The organism is Streptomyces cinnamoneus, from assembly GCF_014650495.1.
GTDB lineage: Bacteria > Actinomycetota > Actinomycetes > Streptomycetales > Streptomycetaceae > Streptomyces > Streptomyces cinnamoneus.
In genome coordinates, this window is the sequence record NZ_BMVB01000023.1 from 14796 (window position 1) to 31379 (window position 16584).

Consider the following 16584-nt stretch of genomic DNA (forward strand, 5'->3'; position numbering starts at 1 on the left):
GCGGCCGTACGAAGGGGGTCGCACGTCAGCCCCCCTCAGCCATAGACCCGAACACTAATTCCCTCAAGCCCCAATTGTCTTGCCCGGGGACCGGCTTCACGGATTCTTCGCCGTTCGTTACCCCGGCAGGGGCGCCGTCTCCGCTGTTGTGCGTACCGACCCTGAGACCGGGCCCCGTCGCGGGGCGCCATCCCCTAGGGGTACCTCCGTACGTTCTCCTCCCCGCAGGTCGTACCGCAGCAGGAGGAGCGGGCCCCGGACGGTCCCTAGATTCATAGAGGCGGCCGGGGGCCGGGTGGGGACAGCCCCACCCCGAAGACACGGAACAGCACCATCGTGGCCGCCCCCTGCCCTCCAGCAGGCTTGGTTCATCACCCAGCAGACCCAGAGGAGAGACCACCGTGACAACGGCTGTATCGATTCCCCGCACCGGGGGCAGTGGAGGGCGTACGGCCGCCGCGGCGAGGGCGCGTCAGGTCCTCAAGGCGTACGGGTCCGGGGAGACGCGGGTCGTCGCCCTCGACCACGTCGACGTGGACATCGCCCGCGGACAGTTCACGGCCATCATGGGGCCCTCCGGGTCCGGCAAGTCGACGCTGATGCACTGCCTGGCCGGCCTCGACACCGTCACGTCGGGTCAGATATTCATCGACGAGACCGAGATCACCGGGCTCAAGGACAAGAAGCTCACCCAGCTGCGCCGGGACCGGATCGGCTTCATCTTCCAGGCGTTCAATCTGCTGCCGACGCTCAACGCCATCGAGAACATCACGCTTCCCATGGACATCGCCGGCCGCAAGCCCGACAAGCAGTGGCTGGACCGCGTCGTGGAGACCGTCGGCCTGGCGGGCCGCCTCAAGCACCGGCCCAACCAGCTCTCCGGCGGCCAGCAGCAGCGTGTGGCGGTCGCCCGCGCCCTCGCCGCCCGTCCCGAGATCATCTTCGGTGACGAGCCGACCGGAAACCTGGACTCCCGGGCCGGCGCCGAGGTCCTCGGCTTCCTGCGCCGCTCGGTGGACGAGCTGGGCCAGACCATCGTCATGGTGACGCACGACGCGGTCGCCGCCTCCTACGCGGACCGCGTGCTCTACCTCGCCGACGGGCGCATCGTCGACGAGATGCAGCACCCGACCGCCGACATGGTGCTGGAGCGCATGAAGAACTTCGACGCCCGCGGACGGGTGTCGTGACCGTCCTCAAGACCTCCTTCCGCAATTTCCTCGCGCACAAGGGGCGCATGGCGCTGTCCGCCATCGCCGTCCTGCTGTCGGTGGCGTTCGTGTGCGGCACGCTCGTCTTCACCGACACCATGAACGCCACGTTCGACAAGCTCTTCGCCTCCACCGCCTCCGACGTCGCCGTCTCCCCGAAGAAGAACGACGACGCCCAGGAGACCGGCAAGCCGCAGACGCTGCCCGCCTCCCTGCAGGGCCGCCTGGCCCAGGTGCCCGGCGTGGCCAAGGTCGAGCCGCACGCCACCAGCCAGCAGATCACCGCGGCGACGGCGAAGAACAAGAGCATCAGCCCCACCTCCGGCGCCCCCACCGTCGGCACCAACTGGGACGAGAGCCAGAAGAAGTCCGTCGAGATCACCAGCGGGCACGAGCCGCACGGCGCCACCGAGGCCGTCCTGGACGCGGACACCGCCGACAAGCACGGGCTCACGACGGGCGACAAGCTGCGGGTGATCGCCGCCCCCGGTGACTTCTCCGTGACGATCGTCGGCATCGCCACGTACAGGACCACCAACCCCGGTGCGGCCGTCCTCTACTTCGACACCCCCACCGCGCAGACCAAGCTGCTCGGCACCGCGGGCGAGTTCAGCAGCTACGGGCTGACAGCCGCCTCCGGCGTCAGCGACGAGCAGCTGAAGAAGGACGTCACCGCCGCCGTGGGCACGGGCTACACCGTGCACACCGCCGCCGAGACCAAGGCCGAGAACAAGAAGGACGTCGGCTCCTTCCTCGACGTCATGAAGTACGCGCTGCTCGGCTTCGCCGGCATCGCTGTTCTCGTCGGCATCTTCCTCATCGTCAACACCTTCTCCATGCTGGTCGCCCAGCGCACCCGCGAGATCGGCCTCATGCGGGCCATCGGCTCCAGCCGCAAGCAGGTCAACCGGTCGGTGCTGGTGGAGGCGCTGCTGCTCGGCGTCGTCGGCTCGGTGCTGGGCATCGGCGGCGGCATCGCGCTCGCCGTCGGGCTGATGGAGCTCATGGGCTCCATGGGCATGAAGCTCGACACCTCCGAGCTCACCGTCAAGACCACCACGCCCGTCGTGGGCCTGGCCATCGGCGTCGTCGTCACCGTCCTGGCCGCCTACCTGCCCGCCCGCCGGGCCGGGAAGATCTCCCCGATGGCCGCCCTGCGCGACGCCGGCAACCCGGCCGACGGCAAGGCCGGCACGGTGCGCGCCGTCATCGGCCTCGTGCTCTCCGCCGCGGGCGGCGCGGCCCTGGTCGCCGCAGCGCAGTCCGACGACGCCTCGGCGGGCTCGGGGATGCTGGGCCTCGGCGTGCTGCTGACCCTCGTCGGCTTCGTGGTCGTCGGCCCGCTGCTCGCCGGGTTCGTCGTCCGCGTCATCAGCACGGTGGTGCTGCGCGTCTTCGGCCCCGTCGGCCGCCTCGCCGAGCGCAACGCCCTGCGCAACCCGCGGCGCACGGGCGCCACGGCATCGGCCCTGATGATCGGCCTCGCGCTCGTCGCGGCGCTGTCGGTGGTGGGCTCCTCCATGGTCGCCTCGGCCACCGAGCAGCTCGACAAGTCGGTGGGCGCGGACTTCATCGTCCAGAGCGAGAACGGGCCGCTGAGCCCCGCCGCGGTCACGGCCGTGAAGTCGGCCCGGGACGTCGCGCACTTCAGCGAGTACACGATCGTCCACGCCAAGGTCACCACCCCCGACGGCAGGACCGCCACCCAGCGCCTGTCCGCCGTGAGCCCCACCTACGCCGACGACGTGCGGGCGGAGACGGTCAAGGGCAAGCTGGCCGACGCCTACGCCGAGGACGCCATGTCCGTGCCCGAGGGCTTCGCCGAGGACCACGGCATCAAGATCGGCGACCGGCTGACCGTCGCCATGGTCGACGGCCGCACCGCCAAGCTCAAGGTCAACGCGATCACCTCGGACGACACCAGCATCGACAAGGGTGCGATGTACACCGACATCGCCACCGCGAAGCGCTACCTCCCGGCCGACAAGATGCCGCTGGACGCGATGGTGCTCGCCAAGGCCGCCGACGGCAAGGCCAAGGAGGCCGCCGAGTCGCTCAAGGCGGCGGTGGCGGAATACCCGCAGGTCAAGGTCCGTGACCAGGCCGACTACAAGCAGCTGATCAAGGACCAGGTCGGCCAGCTGCTCAACATGATCTACGGCCTGCTGGCCCTGGCGATCATCGTGGCGGTGCTGGGCGTCGTGAACACCCTCGCCCTCTCCGTCGTCGAGCGCACCCGCGAGATCGGCCTGCTGCGGGCCATCGGCCTCTCCCGCCGCCAGATGCGCCGCATGATCCGCCTGGAGTCGGTGGTCATCGCCCTCTTCGGCGCCCTGCTGGGCCTCGGCCTGGGCATGGCCTGGGGCGTCACGGCCCAGCAGCTGCTGGCCCTGCAGGGGCTGGGCGTGCTGGACGTCCCCTGGCCGACGATCACCGCCGTCTTCGCCGGATCCGCGGTGGTGGGCCTGCTCGCCGCCCTGGTCCCGGCCTTCCGGGCGGGCCGGATGAACGTCCTGAACGCGATCGCGACGGACTGACCGCCCCGTCCGGCCGTGCCGGAAGGAAACCACCGGGCCCGGACGCACCACGGGGGTGTGCGTCCGGGCCCGGCCCGCGTCCGGCCGCGGCCGTCGGCGCTCCGTCGTAGGCTGGGAACACCCCGGCCCGTACGCACGTGTCGGGCGCTTCGTGTTGTTCGCTGGTCCACTCCCGGGACGGGAAAGTCTTCATGAGCCTGCACGGTCTGCTCGACGCGGTCGTCAACGATCCGGCGCTCGCCGAGGCGGTGGCGGCCGCGGGCGACGGCAACCGGCCGCACATCGACCTCGTCGGCCCGCCCGCCGCGCGGCCCTTCGCCATCGCCGCCCTCGCGCGCGACGCCCAGCGGCCCGTGCTCGCGGTGACCGCCACCGGGCGGGAGGCGGAGGACCTGGCCGCGGCGCTGCGGTCGCTGCTCCCGCCCGACGGCGTGGTGGAGTACCCGTCGTGGGAGACGCTCCCGCACGAGCGGCTCTCCCCGCGCTCGGACACCGTCGGCCGGCGCCTGGCCGTGCTGCGCCGGCTGGCGCACCCCAGCAAGGACGACCCGGCCGCCGGCCCCGTCAGCGTCGTGGTCGCGCCCGTGCGGTCCGTGCTGCAGCCGCAGGTCAAGGGGCTCGGCGACCTGGAGCCCGTCAGCCTGCGGGCGGGGCAGGGCGCCGACCTCGGCGAGGTCACCGAGGCGCTCGCCGCGGCCGCCTACGCCCGGGTCGAACTGGTCGAGAAGCGCGGCGAGTTCGCGGTGCGCGGCGGCATCCTCGATGTGTTCCCGCCCACCGAGGAGCACCCGCTGCGGATCGAGTTCTGGGGCGACGACGTCGAGGAGATCCGTTACTTCAAGGTCGCCGACCAGCGGTCCCTGGAGATCGCGGAGCACGGTCTGTGGGCCCCGCCCTGCCGCGAGCTGCTGCTGACGGACGCCGTGCGCCAGAAGGCCGCGGCCCTGGCCGAGGAGCACCCGGAGCTCGGCGAGCTGCTCGGCAAGATCGCCGAGGGCATCGCGGTCGAGGGCATGGAGTCCCTCGCCCCGGCCCTGGTGGACGACATGGAGCTGCTGCTGGACGTGCTGCCGGCCGGTGCCATGGCCGTCGTCTGCGACCCGGAGCGGGTCCGCACCCGGGCCGCCGACCTGGTGGCGACCTCGCAGGAGTTCCTGCAGGCGTCCTGGGCGGCCACGGCCGGCGGCGGCGAGGCGCCCATCGACGTGGACGCCGCGTCCCTGTGGCGCATCGCCGACGTCCGCGACCGCGCCCGCGAGCTCGGCATGATGTGGTGGTCCGTCAGCCCCTTCGCGGCGGACGAGGAGGCGGACGGCGACACCCTCAAGCTGGGCATGCACGCCCCCGAGACCTACCGCGGCGACACCGCCCGCGCGCTGGCCGACACCAAGGGCTGGGTCTCCGACGGCTGGCGCACCGTCTTCCTCACCGAGGGCCACGGCCCCGCGGCCCGCACCGCCGAGGTGCTCGGCGGCGAGGGCATCCCCGCCCGCCTCGACGCAGACCTGCCCGAGCTGTCCCCGTCCGTCGTGCACGTCACCTGCGCGGGCGTCGACAGCGGCTTCGTCGACCCCGCCCTCAAGATCGCCGTGCTGACGGAGGCCGACCTCACCGGCCAGAAGTCCGCCAGCAAGGACCTGGGCCGGATGCCGGTCCGGCGCCGCAAGACCATCGACCCGCTGACCCTGCAGGCCGGCGACTACATCGTCCACGAGCAGCACGGCGTCGGCCGCTACATCGAGATGGTCCAGCGCACCGTCCAGGGCGCCACCCGCGAGTACCTCCTCGTCGAGTACGCCCCCGCCAAGCGCGGCCAGCCCGGCGACCGCCTCTACATCCCCACCGACCAGCTGGAGCAGGTCACCAAGTACGTCGGCGGCGAGGCCCCCACCCTGCACCGGCTCGGCGGCGCGGACTGGACGAAGACCAAGGCGCGCGCCAAGAAGGCCGTCAAGGAGATCGCCGCCGACCTGATCAAGCTCTACTCCGCCCGCATGGCCGCCCCCGGCCACCCCTTCGGCCCCGACACCCCCTGGCAGCGGGAGCTGGAGGACGCCTTCCCCTACGCGGAGACGCCCGACCAGCTCACCACCATCGCCGAGGTCAAGGAGGACATGGAGAAGTCCGTCCCCATGGACCGCCTGGTCTGCGGCGACGTCGGCTACGGCAAGACCGAGATCGCGGTCCGCGCCGCCTTCAAGGCCGTGCAGGACGGCAAGCAGGTGGCCGTCCTCGTGCCGACCACGCTGCTGGTGCAGCAGCACTTCGGCACCTTCTCCGAGCGCTACTCGCAGTTCCCGGTCGTGGTGAAGGCGCTCTCCCGCTTCCAGACCGACACCGAGGCCAAGGCGGTGCTGGAGGGGCTGCGCGAGGGCTCGGTCGACATTGTCATCGGCACCCACCGCCTGTTCTCCTCCGAGACCAAGTTCAAGGACCTCGGCCTGGTCATCGTCGACGAGGAGCAGCGCTTCGGCGTCGAGCACAAGGAGCAGCTGAAGAAGCTCCGCGCCAACGTGGACGTGCTGACGATGTCCGCCACCCCCATCCCGCGGACCCTGGAGATGGCCGTCACCGGCATCCGCGAGATGTCGACGATCACCACCCCGCCGGAGGAGCGCCACCCGGTCCTCACCTTCGTGGGCCCCTACGACCAGAAGCAGATCGGCGCCGCCATCCGCCGCGAGCTGCTGCGCGAGGGCCAGGTCTTCTACATCCACAACCGCGTCGAGTCCATCGACCGGGCCGCCGCCCGGCTGCGCGAGATCGTGCCCGAGGCCCGCATCGCCACCGCCCACGGGCAGATGGGCGAGAGCCAGCTGGAGCAGGTCGTCGTCGACTTCTGGGAGAAGAAGTTCGACGTGCTCGTCTCCACGACGATCGTCGAGTCGGGCATCGACATCTCCAACGCCAACACCCTCATCGTCGAACGCGGCGACAACTTCGGCCTCTCCCAGCTGCACCAGCTGCGCGGCCGCGTCGGCCGCAGCCGCGAGCGCGGCTACGCCTACTTCCTCTATCCGCCGGAGAAGCCGCTCACCGAGACCGCCCACGAGCGGCTCGCGACCATCGCCCAGCACACCGAGATGGGCGCGGGCATGTACGTGGCGATGAAGGACCTGGAGATCCGTGGCGCGGGCAACCTGCTCGGCGGCGAGCAGTCCGGCCACATCGCGGGCGTCGGCTTCGACCTCTACATCCGCATGGTCGGCGAGGCCGTCGCCGACTACCGGGCCTCCCTGGAGGGCGGCGTCGAGGAGGAGGCCCCGCTGGAGGTCAAGATCGAGCTGCCGGTCGACGCGCACGTCCCGCACGACTACGCGCCCGGCGAGCGGCTGCGCCTGCAGGCGTACCGCGCCATCGCCTCGGCGAACAGCGAGGAGGACGTCAAGGCCGTCCGCGAGGAGCTCACCGACCGCTACGGCAAGCTGCCGGAGCCGGTGGAGAACCTGCTGCTGGTCGCCGGGCTGCGCATGCTCGCCCGCTCCTGCGGTGTCAACGACATCACCCTGCAGGGCTCCAACGTGCGCTTCGGCCCGGTCGAGCTGCGCGAGTCCCAGGAGCTGCGCCTCAAGCGCCTCCACCCGCGCACGGTCATGAAGCCCGCCACCCGGCAGATCCTCGTGCCGCGCCCGGCGACCCGCCCCATCGGCGGCAAGCCGCTGGTCGGCCGGGAACTGCTGGCGTGGACGGGCGAGTTCCTGACGACGATCCTCAGCTGAGGCCCACGGCGGCCACCCGGCCCCGCGGCGGTCCTACCCGACCCTGCGGAGGACGACGTGGCCGCCGTCGCTGCCGAGGACGGTGAACACCGTGCCCGGGTGCATCCGCTGCGCGTCGCCGGCCAGGTCGGCGGGGGCCCGGCCGTCGGTCAGGCGCAGGGCGACGTAGTCGGGGACGACGCCGCGGGTGTCACCTATCCACAGCACGCGGCAGCGGCCCGCGAGCCGGCTTATCGGGGCGACGTCGGCCTCGACGACCGCGCCGTCGGGGATCTTTTCCAGCAGCCGCTCGGTCGCCCGGACGCTCTCCGGTATCCGGTACGTCTCCGGCAGCGTCAGCCCGTACAGCGGCAGCGACGCGGTCATCGCCAGCGCCGCGGCGACCACGGCGGCGGGCAGCTGGTGGGCGTAGCGGCGCAGCCACGGGCGGCGGCTGCGCGCGGCCCCCGCCAGGGCGTCGGCGAGGGCGATGAAGAGGACGGGCATGAGCACAGCGCTGTAGTGCCAGTCGGTGCCCCAGTAGTGGTCGTCGTGGGAGACGAAGCGCCAGCCCAGGGTCGGCAGGGCGACGAGGAGCACCGGCGAGCGCAGGGCCAGCAGGCCGGTGGTGGGCAGCAGTGTCCAGGCGAGGGTGCGCAGCGCGGTGTCGACGGGGATGACGGGGGCGGGGCCGTCGCCGCCGCTGAGCTTGTTCCAGTAGTCGTAGCCGCCGCTGTTGTTGAAGCCCGGGATGATCAGGCCGAGGGTCAGTGCGGTGGCGGCCAGGCCGAAGGCCGTCAGGGCGGCGGCCAGGGCCGCGGCCCCGGGGTTCTTCCGGCCGCCGCGCACCCGCAGCAGGATCAGGGCGCCGATGGCCGCGGCCGTGACCCCCAGGTCCTCCTTGACCGCCACCAGCGGCACGGCCCACAGCACGGCGGCCCGCCAGCGGCCGCGCACCACGGCCTCCAGGGAGAAGGCCAGCAGCGGCATGGCGAAGGCGATCTCGTGGAAGTCGAAGTCGACGGCGCGCTGCACCCCCCACGAGAGCCCGTAGGCGACGCCGAGGGCCAGGCCCCGGCCGCGGCCGAGGAGGTGGGCGGCGAGCCGGGTGACCGGTACGGCGGACAGTGCGAAGAGCGCGGCCTGTACGACGAGGAGGGTCACCGGTGTGGGGAAGACGCGGTAGAGCGGTGCGATCAGCGCGGTGACGGGGCTGAAGTGGTCGCCGAGGATGTTGGTGCCGGGTCCCTTGAGGTCGGCCACCGGCGCCTGGAGGTGGGCGTAGCCGCGTATGGCCTGCTCGAAGATGCCCAGGTCCCACGACATGGTCAGCATCCGCCGGTGCCGGCACACCGACAGTGCGGTGTAGAGGACGAAGAGCACGCCGCCCAGCCAGTACGGGTCCAGCCGCGGGGCCCGCAGCCGTGCCGCCGGTGACCGCCGGGCCGGCCCGGTTCCGGCCGCGCTCCGGCCGTGTGCCGTGACGGGGGCGGTGGCCGAGTCCATGGGCGGTCCTTCTGTCCGGTGGCGTACGGGCTGGTCTTGCAGTATGCGGCCTTCGCCCGGAGCGTTACGACGGCCCCGGCCGGGCGGGCGGGGGCCCGTGCCCCGCGCGCCCCGCGAATCGTTGGCCGAATCAGTGACTTGGGCCACGTCGACTCCCTACCATCGATCAACGTCAGGTCTCGCCCGTCCACCGCCCCTCGTCGAGGGGGCCACGCCCGTACCTGTTCGATTGCGATCTCTGCCGGGAGGCTTCATGATCCGCCGCAGGACAGCGCTCTCCTTCTCCGCCGCCGCTCTGCTGGGTGCGGCGCCCTTGCTCACCGCGTGCGGGTCCGCGCCGCACCCCGGGGCCGCGGCCGTCGTCGGCAAGGACCGCATCACCGTCTCGGAGCTGCAGGGCCAGGTCGCGGACGTGCGGCAGGCGCAGCGCTCCTCCCCGCAGGGGGCGCAGCTGCTGATGGGCAGCGCCCAGCTCGGCCAGGACACGCTGATCCGGCTGATCCAGTACCGGATCATCGGCAAGGCCGGCCGGGACAACGGCGTGGACGTCACCCGCCGCGAGGTGCAGGAGCGGCGCCGCCAGGTGGAGGGGATGCTCGGCGGCCCGGACGCCACCGAGGCCCGCTTCCTCGCGGCCGGCATCGCGCCCGGGCAGATCGACGAGGAGCTGTCGGCCGGTCTCGTCCGCGCCAAGCTGGAGGACAAGCTCGGCAAGGCCCGCACCGGCCAGGCCCTGATGAAGACCTCCGACGCCCTGCGCGTCGACGTCAATCCGCGCTACGGCACCTGGGACGCCAAGCGCGGCACGGCACGGGCCGTGGTGGAGCCGTGGCTGCGGCCGGCCGCGGCGCCCGGCCCCCAAGAGCCGGCGTGAGCCCCGGCGGACCGGGTCGCCTAGGCTCGACCGCGTGAACGACCCTGTGAACGACAGCGTGAGCGACCGGGCGGCCGACTCCGCCGGCCGCATCGTCCTGCTCACCACCAGCCACCGGGTGGCCCCCGGCCTGCTGTCCTGGCCCGCGTGGCAGACGCTGCGCGGGGCCGGGCGCGTCGTGTGCGCCGACGCCGGTCACCCGCAGCTGCCGTACCTGCGCGAAGCCGGCGTCGACGTCGAGCACGCCGCGCCCGCCGCCCGCGAGCTGGTCGACTACTGCCGCGACGGGCAGCGCACCGTGGTCGTGCTCACCTCCGCCGAGGGGGAGTCCGCCCTCACCGACGGCCTGGCCCGGCTGGCCGGCTCCGGCCGCGAGTCCATGCCCGCGCTGGAGCTGCTCCCCGGCTCGTACGACCTGCCCGGTGCCCGCCTGCTCGACCTGGTCCAGGTCATGGACCGGATCCGGGCCGTCTGCCCGTGGAGCGGCATCCGCACCCACGAGGACCTCGGCAAGTACGGGCTGGAGGAGACGTACGAGCTGCTGGAGGCCATCGAGACCGGTGACCGGGAGGCGCTGCGCGAGGAGCTCGGCGACGTGCTGCTGCAGGTCGTCTTCCACGCCCGGATCGCCCAGGACGACCCGGAGGATCCGTTCTCCGTCGACGACGTCGCGGCCACCATCGTCGACAAGCTCATCCACCGCCACCCGCACGTCTTCGGCGAGGAGTCCGCCGAGACGCCCGAGGAGGTCAAGGAGCACTGGATGCGCACCAAGGCCGCCGAGAAGCGCCGCGCGTCGGTGACCGAGGGCGTGCCGCTGGGCCAGCCGGCCCTCGCCCTCGCGGCGAAGCTGGCCTCCCGGGTGCGCACCGAGGGGCTCGACGTGCCCCTGCCTGCCGGCGACGGCATCGGCTACGAGCTGCTGGCCCTGGCCGTACGGGCGGAGGCGGCCGGCACCGAGCCGGAGACGGCCCTGCGGGCCGCGGCGCGCACCTACCGGGACGCGATCCGGGCCGCGGAGGCGGCGGCGGGGGAGTGACGGACGGGGCCGCGGGGGCTCCGGGTCACCCGTTCGGCCCCCGTGCAGTCTTGACAGGGCGGCCGCCGGGTACCCGACATCCATGCGCACCGATCACATGGACCTCGCCCTGCCGCACTGGGTCGGCGGCACCGCCCCCTTCATCGTGGGGCTGTGCGTCTGCGCCCTGCTGATCCTCGCCTTCGTGTACGGACAGCGGTGGCGGGACAGGGAGCCGCCGCCCCCGTCCAACCCGCAGCGCCGCCAGGGCTCCTGGCAGACCCGCCAGGAGCACGACCTGGGGCCGGCCTCCCCCGATCACGGGCCCGGTCACAATGACGACGAGGAGAGCGCCGTCGGCTACGTCACCGAGCACCGCGAGTCGGACCAGCTGCAGACGGAGGCCAACGGGGAGCGGGTGCTGCCGCACGAGATCAACAACCCCGGCAGCCATCCCGAGGAGCGGTCCGAGGACCGCAAGAAGTGGGACCCGGGCAGCAGCGGCGCCTTCGGCAGCGGCGGGGGCGGCCCGCGCTGACGACACACCCTAGGTAGCGTCGGGGCGTGCACGAGAACCGTACGCCCCCCGCCCCACCCCTGTTCACCTGGGAATTCGCCGCCGATCCGTACCCGGCGTACGCCTGGCTGCGCGAGCACTCCCCGGTGCACCGCACCGCCCTGCCCAGTGGCGTGGAAGCCTGGCTGGTCACCCGCTACGCCGACGCCCGGCAGGCGCTCGCCGACCAGCGGCTGTCGAAGAACCCCGTGCACCACTCCGAGAGCGCCCACGGCAAGGGCAAGGTCGGCATCCCGGGCGAGCGCAGCGCCAACCTCATGACGCACCTGCTCAACATCGATCCCCCGGACCACACCCGGCTGCGCCGGCTGGTCTCCAAGGCGTTCACCCCGCGCCGGGTCGCGGAGTTCGCGCCCCGCGTGCAGGAGCTCACCGACCGGCTCATCGACGCCTTCGCCGCCAAGGGCGAGGCCGACCTGATCCACGAGTTCGCCTTCCCGCTCCCCATCTACGCCATCTGCGACATGCTCGGCGTCCCCGCCGAGGACCAGGACGACTTCCGGGACTGGGCCGGGATGATGATCCGCCACGGCGGCGGGCCGCGCGGGGGCGTGGCCCGTTCGGTGAAGAAGATGCGGGGCTACCTCACCGAACTGATCCACCGCAAACGGGAGGATCCCGGCGAGGACCTCATCTCGGGGCTGATCAGGGCGAGTGACCACGGCGAGCACCTCACCGAGGACGAGGCCGCCGCCATGGCCTTCATCCTCTTGTTCGCCGGTTTTGAAACAACTGTGAACCTGATCGGTAACGGAACCTACGCCCTGCTGCGCAACCCCGGGCAGCGCGAGCGCCTCCAGCGCGCCCTGCACGAGGGCGACGAGTCCCTGCTGGCGACCGGCGTGGAGGAGCTGCTGCGTTACGACGGGCCGGTGGAGCTCGCCACCTGGCGGTTCGCCACCCAGGACCTGGTCATCGGTGGCCGGCGCATCGCCGAGGGCGACCCCGTGCTGGTCGTCCTCGCCGCCGCGAACCGCGACCCCGAACGGTTCACCGGCCCGGACACGCTCGACCTCGCCCGGCGCGACAACCAGCACCTCGGCTACGGACACGGCATCCACTACTGCCTCGGCGCGCCCCTGGCCCGGCTGGAGGGACAGACCGCGCTCGCGACCCTGCTGCGCCGGCTCCCCGACCTGCGCCTGGCCGTCGACCCGGAGGAACTGCGCTGGCGCGGGGGGCTCATTATGCGTGGATTGCGCACTCTGCCCGTCGGATTCACCCCGCCGACGGGCCCCGAGTGACGCCCCATCACCCGCTGTGACCTTCGCGTGACCTCGGCTACACCCGGCTTGTGGGGGCCGGAACCCGTCGCTATGTTCGACGACCACATCAGCCGCCACCCGAAAGGCCATCACATGCGTTTCGCCAACGGTAGACATCGACGCCCCCGTCAGATACCCGCCATCGTGCTCGCGGCGGGGGTGACGGGGGCAGGAATCGCGATGCCGCTCATGGCGGCCACCGGCGCCACCGCCGCGGACACCGGGACCTGGGACAAGGTCGCCCAGTGCGAGAGCGGCCGGATGTGGAGCGCCAACACCGGCAACGGATTCTTCGGCGGGCTCCAGCTCACGCACGAGATGTGGGAGCAGAACGGCGGCATCTCCTACGCCCCCCGCCCCGACCTGGCCAGCAGGTCCCAGCAGATCGCCGTCGCCGAGCGGATCCTGGCGGCCCAGGGCCCCGACGCCTGGCGCAGTTGCGCCGTCAGCTCCGGCCTCTCCAAGGGCTCCCCGGCACCGGACGTGAACCCCGGCCGGGTCCAGACGCCCGAACCGGAGACCACCGACAAGCCCGCGCCCGAGCGCACCACCCCCGCCACGCCGGAGCACGAGACGCCCAAGCCGTCCACCCCGGCCCCCGGATCCACGCCCGCGCCGGAGAAGTCGCAGACGCCCGGCACGCCCTCCCCGACCGCCGACCCGTCGGCCCCCGCGACCGGCACCCCGGGCGAGGCGGACGGCAAGCACCGCAAGGACCCCTCGGCCGAGCCCTCCAACGGGCCGGCCACGCCCGCCGGTACGCCCTCGGGCACCCCCTCCGGAACTCCCTCGGGCACCCCCTCCGGCACGCCCGCCGAGCCCGCGTCCGGCAGCGCGCAGACGCCCGGCGACGCGACCGGCGAGCCCGGCACCGGCAAGCACCGCGCCGAGCCGACCCGTCCGGACGCCACCGAGCGCCCCTCGCGCGACGGCGGTGCCGGCCGTACGGATCTGCCCGCCACGGACGACTACACCGTGCGGCCCGGTGACAACCTGTCAGCCATCGCCGAGCAGCACGCGGTCTCCGGCGGATGGCAGACGCTCTATCAGAAGAACGAAAAAACAGTCGGATCCGATCCGGATCTCATCCAGCCTGGTCAGCGGCTCGATATCCGTAAATAGTCGGGGGGTTCGGGGCGAATGTCCGTTCCAGTCGAAAGTGAGACATGGGTCTCGTTGACTTCGGCCTGGACGGGGCCCGTCCGTTCCTTACAAACCCCTTCTCACCTGCGGAAACAGGAGGTTCCTGCAGGTAACTTCCGGCAACTGTGGCTGAAAAGTGGGGTTTGAACCCGTCGGCCGCCTGTGTTTAACGTCGTCTCCGCTCGCCATCGCGAGCACCACGGTCGTCACGCCGAATCCTGCCGGCGGCCGGGGGAGTCGTCGCGCAAGCGCCGTTGGCAGGAGCGGGGGAACCAAGGTAAGGCGCCGGACCGGACCGACGGCCAACTGGCCGCAGGGGCGGGACGGCTAGGGGTGAAGCCCGGGCCGCGCGAGCGGACCGGGCCGGGCAAACTCACAGCCCGAACCCGACAGCTCACCTCGTAGGCGTCGGTGAGGAAACCGACTTATGTCCAAGGGCAAGCACCGTCGTCCGTCCAAGGCCGTCCGCATCGTCACGCTCGCCGGCGTCACCGGCGTCGCCGTGGCCGCCCCGCTGATGGTCGCTACCTCCGCCAGCGCCGCCTCCGTCTCCACCTGGGACAAGGTCGCCCAGTGCGAGTCCAGTGGGAACTGGTCCATCAACACCGGCAACGGCTACTACGGCGGCCTGCAGTTCTCGAAGTCCTCCTGGGACGCGGCGGGCGGCTCCAAGTACGCCTCGTACCCGCACCAGGCCACCAAGGCCCAGCAGATCGCCGTCGCCGAGAAGCTCCTCGCCATGCAGGGCCCCGGCGCCTGGGGCTGCGCGGGTGCGGGCGGTCTGACCGCCGGCGGCCCGAAGGCCAACGTCGACGTGTCCGGCTCCGGCTCCTCGAAGTCCACGACCTCGAAGAAGTCCACCAACGGCGGAGAGCGCGGCACGGTCTCCGGCAAGAGCCACGCCGACCGCGCCGAGCGCCCCGCGGCGCCGAAGCACGCGAAGCCCGCCCAGCAGGGCGAGGACGCCGAGAGCGCGGCCCCGGCCCGGAAGCAGGCCGCTCCGAAGCACGCCGCCCCCGCCCCGATGACCGTCAAGCAGGGCAACGGCGAGTACGAGGTCAAGCAGGGCGACACCCTCGGCTCGATCGCCGACGCCAAGAAGGTCGACGGCGGCTGGCAGAAGCTGTACGAGCGCAACAAGGACATCATCGACAACGCGGACCTGATCTTCCCCGGTCAGAAGCTGCACCTCAGCTGATCACCTGCTGAGCGTCTCCGCTCGTCCGCGGGACCGCCCCGCTCCGATGCGCCTTCCCCCCGAGCCGCATCGGAGCGGGGCTCCGGCGTTCGCCCGTGCAGGTCCGTTCCCCGCCGTTCCCCGTTGAGCGAACACACCGGCGATTCGTCCCGTGCTTTCAGCTTTTGTGCCAATTTTCGGTCCGCGGAACGGTCCAAGGGCGGGCGCAGCCTCCGCCGCCCGTTAGGCTCGTGCTGCAGAACTCCAGCACACACGAAGGAGACCCTCGTGCCGTCCATCGACGTCGTCGTAGCTCGCGAGATCCTCGACTCGCGAGGCAACCCCACGGTCGAGGTCGAGGTCGGCCTCGACGACGGCTCCACGGGCCGTGCCGCCGTACCGTCCGGTGCCTCCACCGGCGCTTTCGAGGCCATCGAGCTCCGCGACGGTGACCCGAACCGCTACCTGGGCAAGGGCGTCGAGAAGGCCGTTCTCGCCGTCATCGAGCAGATCGGCCCGGAGCTGGTCGGCTACGACGCCACCGAGCAGCGCCTGATCGACCAGGCCATGTTCGACCTGGACGCCACCGACAACAAGGGCTCGCTCGGCGCCAACGCCATCCTGGGCGTCTCCCTCGCCGTCGCGCACGCCGCCTCCGAGGCGTCCGACCTGCCGCTCTTCCGCTACCTGGGCGGCCCGAACGCGCACCTGCTGCCCGTTCCGATGATGAACATCCTGAACGGCGGCTCGCACGCCGACTCCAACGTGGACATCCAGGAGTTCATGATCGCGCCGATCGGCGCGGAGTCCTTCTCCGAGGCCCTGCGCTGGGGCACCGAGGTCTACCACACCCTCAAGAAGGTCCTGAAGGGCCGCGGCCTGTCCACCGGCCTCGGCGACGAGGGCGGCTTCGCCCCCAACCTGGGCTCCAACCGCGAGGCCCTGGACCTCATCCTCGAAGCCATCAAGGAGGCCGGCTACACCCCCGGCCAGGACATCGCGCTCGCGCTCGACGTCGCCGCCTCCGAGTTCTACAAGGACGGCGTCTACACGTTCGAGGGCAAGGACCGCTCCGCCGCCGAGATGACGGAGTACTACGCCGAGCTCGTCGAGGCGTACCCGCTGGTCTCCATCGAGGACCCGCTGTTCGAGGACGACTGGGCCGGCTGGAACACCATCACCGAGAAGCTCGGCGACAAGGTGCAGCTCGTGGGTGACGACCTGTTCGTCACCAACCCCGAGCGCCTGGCCCGCGGCATCGAGGAGAACTCCGCCAACGCCCTGCTCGTCAAGGTCAACCAGATCGGCTCGCTGACCGAGACCCTGGACGCCGTCGAGCTGGCCCAGCGCAACGGCTTCAAGTGCATGATGTCGCACCGCTCCGGCGAGACCGAGGACGTCACCATCGCCGACCTGGCCGTCGCCACCAACTGCGGTCAGATCAAGACCGGCGCCCCGGCCCGCTCCGAGCGCGTCGCCAAGTACAACCAGCTGCTGCGCATCGAGGAGATCCTCGACGACGCCGCGGTGTACGCCGGCCGCAGCGCCTTCCCGCGCTTCAAGGGCTGAGCCTCAAGG

General features: G+C 72.0%; 11 protein-coding genes and 1 riboswitch. Of the genes, 10 read left to right on the top strand and 1 reads right to left on the bottom strand.

Translation table 11 applies throughout. From position 1 onward, the window contains the following. Positions 1-401 precede the first annotated feature (401 nt). The 3 genes from IE182_RS25525 to mfd all read left to right on the top strand — a co-directional run bounded on the left by IE182_RS25525 (position 402) and on the right by mfd (position 7467). Complete coding sequence (locus IE182_RS25525) at positions 402-1190, top strand: ABC transporter ATP-binding protein (protein WP_190112280.1); 789 nt, start codon at positions 402-404, stop codon at positions 1188-1190. Continuing rightward, on the top strand, positions 1187-3748 hold the full coding sequence (locus IE182_RS25530; protein ID WP_190112281.1) for an ABC transporter permease: 2562 nt from the start codon (positions 1187-1189) through the stop codon (positions 3746-3748). The genes IE182_RS25525 and IE182_RS25530 overlap by 4 nt, the downstream gene beginning before the upstream one ends. A gap of 191 nt (positions 3749-3939) precedes the next feature. Beyond that, entirely contained in the window at positions 3940-7467 is a 3528-nt protein-coding gene (mfd, locus tag IE182_RS25535; RefSeq protein WP_190112282.1) for a transcription-repair coupling factor, read from the top strand. Between the two features lie 33 nt (positions 7468-7500). Here the strand turns inward: mfd and IE182_RS25540 are convergent, their stop codons facing one another. Next, positions 7501-8952: a DUF2079 domain-containing protein gene (locus IE182_RS25540; RefSeq protein WP_190112283.1), complete on the bottom strand. Its 1452-nt coding sequence runs from the start codon at positions 8950-8952 to the stop codon at positions 7501-7503. A gap of 253 nt (positions 8953-9205) precedes the next feature. Between IE182_RS25540 and IE182_RS25545 the strand changes: the two genes are divergently transcribed. The 7 genes from IE182_RS25545 (at position 9206) to eno (ending at position 16575) form a co-directional block, all read left to right on the top strand. Beyond that, on the top strand, positions 9206-9826 hold the full coding sequence (locus IE182_RS25545) for a SurA N-terminal domain-containing protein (RefSeq protein ID WP_190112284.1): 621 nt from the start codon (positions 9206-9208) through the stop codon (positions 9824-9826). 34 nt (positions 9827-9860) lie between these two features. Next, positions 9861-10865 (top strand): nucleoside triphosphate pyrophosphohydrolase, encoded by a 1005-nt coding sequence (locus IE182_RS25550; protein ID WP_229845091.1) that lies wholly within the window; start codon positions 9861-9863, stop codon positions 10863-10865. 82 nt (positions 10866-10947) lie between these two features. Next, on the top strand, positions 10948-11382 hold the full coding sequence (locus IE182_RS25555) for a DUF6479 family protein (RefSeq protein ID WP_229845092.1): 435 nt from the start codon (positions 10948-10950) through the stop codon (positions 11380-11382). Positions 11383-11408: 26 nt separating this feature from the next. Next, complete coding sequence (locus tag IE182_RS25560; protein ID WP_190112285.1) at positions 11409-12665, top strand: cytochrome P450 family protein; 1257 nt, start codon at positions 11409-11411, stop codon at positions 12663-12665. Between the two features lie 201 nt (positions 12666-12866). Further along, complete coding sequence (locus IE182_RS25565; protein ID WP_308432158.1) at positions 12867-13808, top strand: transglycosylase family protein; 942 nt, start codon at positions 12867-12869, stop codon at positions 13806-13808. 220 nt (positions 13809-14028) lie between these two features. Beyond that, a riboswitch (cyclic di-AMP (ydaO/yuaA leader) is annotated at positions 14029-14252 on the top strand. A 4-nt stretch (positions 14253-14256) separates the two neighbouring features. After that, positions 14257-15027, top strand: a complete 771-nt coding sequence (locus IE182_RS25570; protein WP_190112286.1) for a transglycosylase family protein — start codon at positions 14257-14259, stop codon at positions 15025-15027. Between the two features lie 267 nt (positions 15028-15294). Further along, complete coding sequence (gene eno / locus IE182_RS25575) at positions 15295-16575, top strand: phosphopyruvate hydratase (protein ID WP_071965323.1); 1281 nt, start codon at positions 15295-15297, stop codon at positions 16573-16575. Positions 16576-16584 lie beyond the last annotated feature (9 nt).